Below are 5,266 nucleotides of genomic sequence, written 5' to 3'. Positions count from 1 at the left end.
CATAAATTATGATGTCATAACCGGCTTTAAGCAAAACTACAGCAGTGTGTGAGCCGATATAACCGGCTCCACCCGTTATCAAGATTCGCATATTTTCCTCTAATCTTAGCCGATCTAGCACTATGATTTATCAAAATTCAAGAAACTTGGAACAAAGATCATAATACATTCTAACAATTAAGCAGTCATTAATATCGAAAAATCTGATGTTAAAATGAGATCATGCAACGAAACGAAATACGTTTACTAACATACCATACTTCCAGAATCGACAACCTGAATATCATTGACATTATCTCGCATTTGTGTACGGTAATACTTGATGGAACAGTAATAGACAGTTCTACTCTGGCTAACTAACCTTCATCCGGAACCACTTCGCTCCAGGCTGATAGCCTGTTCGTAAATCGCCACTAACTGCTGATAATTCACCTCCACTGCATATCGCTCCTCATATTCGCGCCGCGCTGCCTGCTGCATACGGGTAAGCTCAACTGGATGCGCTAGCAACCATTCCACTTTAGCAGTCAGATCATCAGGATCCTTTGGGCGAAACAGCAAGCCTGTGCGTCCGTGATCAATAAGACTGCCTTGGGAACCCAGGCAGGTAGATAGGATCGGCAACCCACAAGCAAACGCCTCTACAATGACCCGCGGAAACCCCTCATACACCTTCGAAGGGAAAACCAGAAACGAAGCGTTCTTCATCAATGCATACACCGATGAAATATTCTGATAACCGAGCCATTCCACTCCTGCCAGTTGCTGAGCGGCCTGACGCACCTTCTCAGCCAGTGGCCCGTCGCCGACAATCTTAAGCGGAATCTTGCCTTGCAAGCGCTGCCAGGCTGCCAATAGCGTATCCACCCCCTTTTCTGGCGAGAGCCGACCCACAAACAGCGCGTACCCGCCTGCGTTCATTCCCACGCCGGGGTCTGGATCAACGACATTTGGTTTCACGACTATTTTATCAGCCGGCAAACCGCCAGCAATAAACTTCCGGCGCGCAAACTCGGTAAGAGCAATGTAGATTGACACCTTGTCCCACGTCCGCAAGCAACGATGCAGAGACAGCATTGCCGCCACCACCGCGCTTGGCAACCGTCCGCGCCAGCACCCGTGGAGAACGCCGGGCCAGGGAACTGCTTTACCCAGGCATGCTTCCCATACCCGACCGTCCCGGAAGAAGAGAGATACCGGGCACAAAAGCCGATAGTTATGCAGGGTCATTACTACCGGCACCTGCGCTGCACGCGCTGCGTGAACGGCTGCAGGTGACGCCAACGGAAAAGTATTGTGAATGTGGATAATGTCTGGTTTGACTTCGAACGCTAACTTGCGCACCTCGTGATAGGCCTGTGCGTTCCAGAGCGTCACAGTGGTTTGACGCCATACAGCCATACTATCCAGACGCCGGTTGTGAAAAGTTAACGACGCAACCTGGTGACCTTTACGCTGCAGAAGAGATGTTTCAGTTGCAACCACCAGATCTTCACCACCGGGGCTCTGATAGTATGTGTGTAATATCATGACTTTCATGTATGAATCCTTTAAAAATTCCATTTTCGATTTTCAGGCGTGAAAATCATCTCGTTTATCGTATATCAAATCAGCATATAGACATTTCAGCAACATCAATCCTGGAAAAATAGCTTGCGGTATTTCCCAGTAGTTTTCCTGCGTGCCAAGCAGGAAGAAGAAAATAATTCCAGCGCTAACCGACGCCGATTCTAACCGCTTTTTTGACACAGAGACATGCCGGTAAATTCGCCAAATCAGTCGCATCACCAATCCGACTATCAGAACGATGGCCATTGCGCCACCTTCAACGTAAACGCTTAAGAGCGAAAAAAACGGTTTATACACTGCGCTAGAGTTATCCCCGACCACCTCACCTTCCTCATTATATAACGACAGCCAGAGATCATACACGTAGATTCGAAACGGTTCTGACATGCCAGTAGGCAACAAAGGTAAAGGAATTGGATCGAATGGGCCACCGAAAAACATTCCAGTGCCTATCAAGCCGGCTCGACTGCTATACTGGCCTGAACCAAGGCCAAAGACAGGCATCCAGGGGTATTCGGATGGCATCGAATACAAAGCGCGTTGGACAGCCTGTGATCGAGGCGTCTGACCCTCTAATGTCGAGGTTGAAAAAGATTGTATTGATCGAATATTATTAGGTATTAATAATTGGATTAAAAACCCGAGTGTCAGGAAAATGCTTACTAAAGTTAACCCATGCTTTTTAATAAAGACGAACGGAAAGAATATAGTAATACTGATTAATACTGCCGCAGCGAAAATCAGAATCACATGAACAACCGAAGCCATAACCAAAGCTAAAACACCGACGACATAAATGAAATACGGGAAACCTTTTCTCCTGCGCGTTACCAACGGAAAGATCAAAATCAATAGAACAGCAATGTTCACTGCAAACATTGGGTTTGAAAAATCGATAGAATAACCAAATGGGCGAATCGTTCCGGCTACTGCGTCTCCCACGCTTCCGTCGAACGTTCCTGCTCCGAAACCAGCGACAATACCCTGCGCTATACCCCAACAACTCTGGAAGAGGAGTACCCAACGGGAGATGAAGAGGAGAAGATCGGACAATTGCTCTCCTGTGATGCGCCGAGTTGGAACAACCAGCACGAAAACAAAGGAGCCGTATGTGAAGAAAGAGAGCAAGGCGCTATGTACCATGAATCCTGGTGTTAAAAGAAAGTGGAACAAGAGCACCACAAGCCAGAGAAAAGCGATTACAACCAGGCGCAACCATGAGATCTGGCTACGCGAGACAAATAAAAATATTCCTATCGCAAGCCAAGGCGCAAGGTACGCTAAAAGTTTTGATGGTGACCAGCAGAGTAATATAGCTATCAGGAATGAATAGAAGTATGCTTGCTCGTATCGACTATAATCATTTTGAAATCTTGCAATTCTTAAAATCACTAGATGTTTAAAAAATTTATTTAAACCAATAATCATAGACATTTCTCACGAACTAGTAAAAGAGTTAAAAGTTTACAAAGACCACAAAGAATGATCGATTAGGGAGTTATAAGTTTAAAAGTCGTCTTTTAATTAACCAACAAAAGCAGCTCAACCAAAAGCCATCAAACTCCAAACCTAACCACAGAATTTAACATTAATGACTACCAAGAAACTATAGTATATTAATCGATTTAAGACAACATGCATAACTATCAACAATTGTGTATCTAATTCGCGAAACCGGCGAAGTTACTTTCATGTAGCAGCTTAATCAAGATCTCTAAGTAATGTCTACTACTTCAATGACGCTTATCAGCATATCGAGAGAACTTTTCTCTCTCCCTCATTATCTCATAAACATTCAATAGATAACCTGCATATCTATGTATTGTATGTTCTCTCAAGACCTTTTCTCTAGCTTGCATACCCATTTCCACTGTCCGATCAAACTGATCTAACATCTGATCTAATCGCTCAGCAATCTCCGCAGCACTTAATGGCACGCAAAAGCCGACATCCTCTGTCACTAACTTCCTGGTTTCACCGCGATCCGAAGCAATTACCGCACATCCCGAAGCCATTGCCTCCAACAACGCTTGACTTGGATAATTATCATATTCCTGAAGAGACACAAAAACTGCAGCCTTGCTCAAAATTTGCTGCGGTGCTACACTGTAGAACCTCGACATTATCGCGTTTAAGCCCTTCTTTACAATCAGGTTATCAACTAGTCGATCCATGCTGCCACTCCCCAGCATTAATGCATTAAAATCACTTCTTTTTCTTGACAATATTTCAATAGCATCGATAAAAACAACAGGATTTTTAATTTTTTCCATTCGCGCCATAAACACAATGGTACGTTCTTTAGAAGAAACAGAAATTCTCGAATAATCAGTAAAACTGCATGGAGCAACGAATATCTTTTGTAAAAGCGCCGGATGGGATATGCGTCGTTTATATGCATCAGCTATCGACTCTGTAAGACAGCTTATATACGAACCTTTACTAAGCCAGTTGAAAACCATAGGGTTTATTTTTCGCGCTGACATAGAATTTGGTTCTTCTAACAGAACAGGAACTCCTTTTGGCATTAACAAAACAGGATTGGGTGAACAGAAATGCAGTATATCAAATTGTGCAAATGAGCTTTGCAATCGTTTCAATTCTCGCCTCCACAAAGGCAAGAGAGCCAATGTGGTTCCAGGAACTCTGCGTCCTCTAACTTTCATTTCTGGTAACATACTGTAAATAGAATAAGGAAAATCTCTGAATATACTTATTATATTTCGGTCATTGCTTACTAACAATCTCTGATTACGCAGCTTTGCAAGTAATCCTTCTGGTATAAAAAGACAGAATTCAGAACACGTCCGATGATTCGATTGTAAGAAAGAAAACAAGTGTGCAAATCTTTTTTCTACTCCACCTACATTATTCCCCATTACAATTATACCCACACGCATATTATACTCCAGAAATAGTGTTTACACTTTCTTTTCATCAGGTTAAGGTCAAAGAAATTTACAAAACATCATCGAGGCACTATTCAGGGAAACGTTTCCTCAGATCGAGCCAGTAACCATCAAGCCGACTGTCAACCATTACTGTAGAGATACACTCATTTGTGCCACTACCATCCCACTCTTGACGCGTTACATGCCTTTGAGCTGCAGTCGATAATCCTGACATAGTTGCCCTTTGTCATGAGCTTTACGTAGTAGTTAGATAATCGAAGGATCAATCAGTAGCGTTTTACATCAATAAATTGACATGAGATTCCATTACTATGAAAACATAATCACAACAAAATAAACAAATGGCGATTTGTTATAACGAAAATATACTAAAAATAATCATTATTATACCAATTAGACTCAGTAATTAAGAAACTTTTTCAACAGACGTTATCTAAAAACCATCATAGACTTCAACGTAATCAAGAGTAAACAACCCTCTGTTTCGATTGTCGAACACGATCGACAGAGTACTTCACAAGCTTTCCATAATTTTCTCCACGATTACTGCCAACATCGCGTCGGTCAACTCCGGGTAGATCGGCAGCGCCAGGGTTTCGGCGGCAGCGCATTCGCTGACCGGGAGATCGCCCGGCTGATGCCCCAGGTAGGCGAAGCATTCCTGCAAATGCAACGGTACCGGATAGTAGATTTCGTGACCGATCTTGTGCGCTTGCAGCGCTGCCCTGACTTGCTCGCGCTGCGCAACACGGATGACGAACTGGTTGTAGATGTGCCGCCGCTCA

At 43.6% G+C, this 5,266-nt stretch carries 5 protein-coding genes; all 5 read right to left on the bottom strand.

Going from position 1 to position 5,266, the window contains the following annotated elements:
* A partial coding sequence (locus Q0650_RS14680) for an NAD-dependent epimerase/dehydratase family protein (RefSeq protein ID WP_298820232.1) occupies positions 1-91 on the bottom strand: 91 nt, incomplete at its 3' end.
* Between the two features lie 272 nt (positions 92-363).
* Entirely contained in the window at positions 364-1,530 is a 1,167-nt protein-coding gene (locus Q0650_RS14675) for a glycosyltransferase family 4 protein (RefSeq protein WP_298820231.1), read from the bottom strand.
* Positions 1,531-1,572: 42 nt separating this feature from the next.
* Entirely contained in the window at positions 1,573-2,997 is a 1,425-nt protein-coding gene (locus Q0650_RS14670; RefSeq protein WP_298820230.1) for a hypothetical protein, read from the bottom strand.
* Between the two features lie 305 nt (positions 2,998-3,302).
* The gene (locus Q0650_RS14665; protein ID WP_298820229.1) at positions 3,303-4,469 is read right to left on the bottom strand and encodes a glycosyltransferase family 4 protein; all 1,167 of its coding nucleotides are present in this window, start codon (positions 4,467-4,469) and stop codon (positions 3,303-3,305) included.
* Between the two features lie 526 nt (positions 4,470-4,995).
* Positions 4,996-5,266 (bottom strand): DegT/DnrJ/EryC1/StrS family aminotransferase (locus tag Q0650_RS14660; RefSeq protein ID WP_298820228.1); only part of this gene is annotated, 271 nt, incomplete at its 5' end.

This window comes from uncultured Chloroflexus sp. (genome assembly GCF_937129525.1).
Taxonomy (GTDB): Bacteria; Chloroflexota; Chloroflexia; order Chloroflexales; family Chloroflexaceae; genus Chloroflexus.
This window is presented reverse-complemented; position numbering and strand designations above follow the sequence as displayed.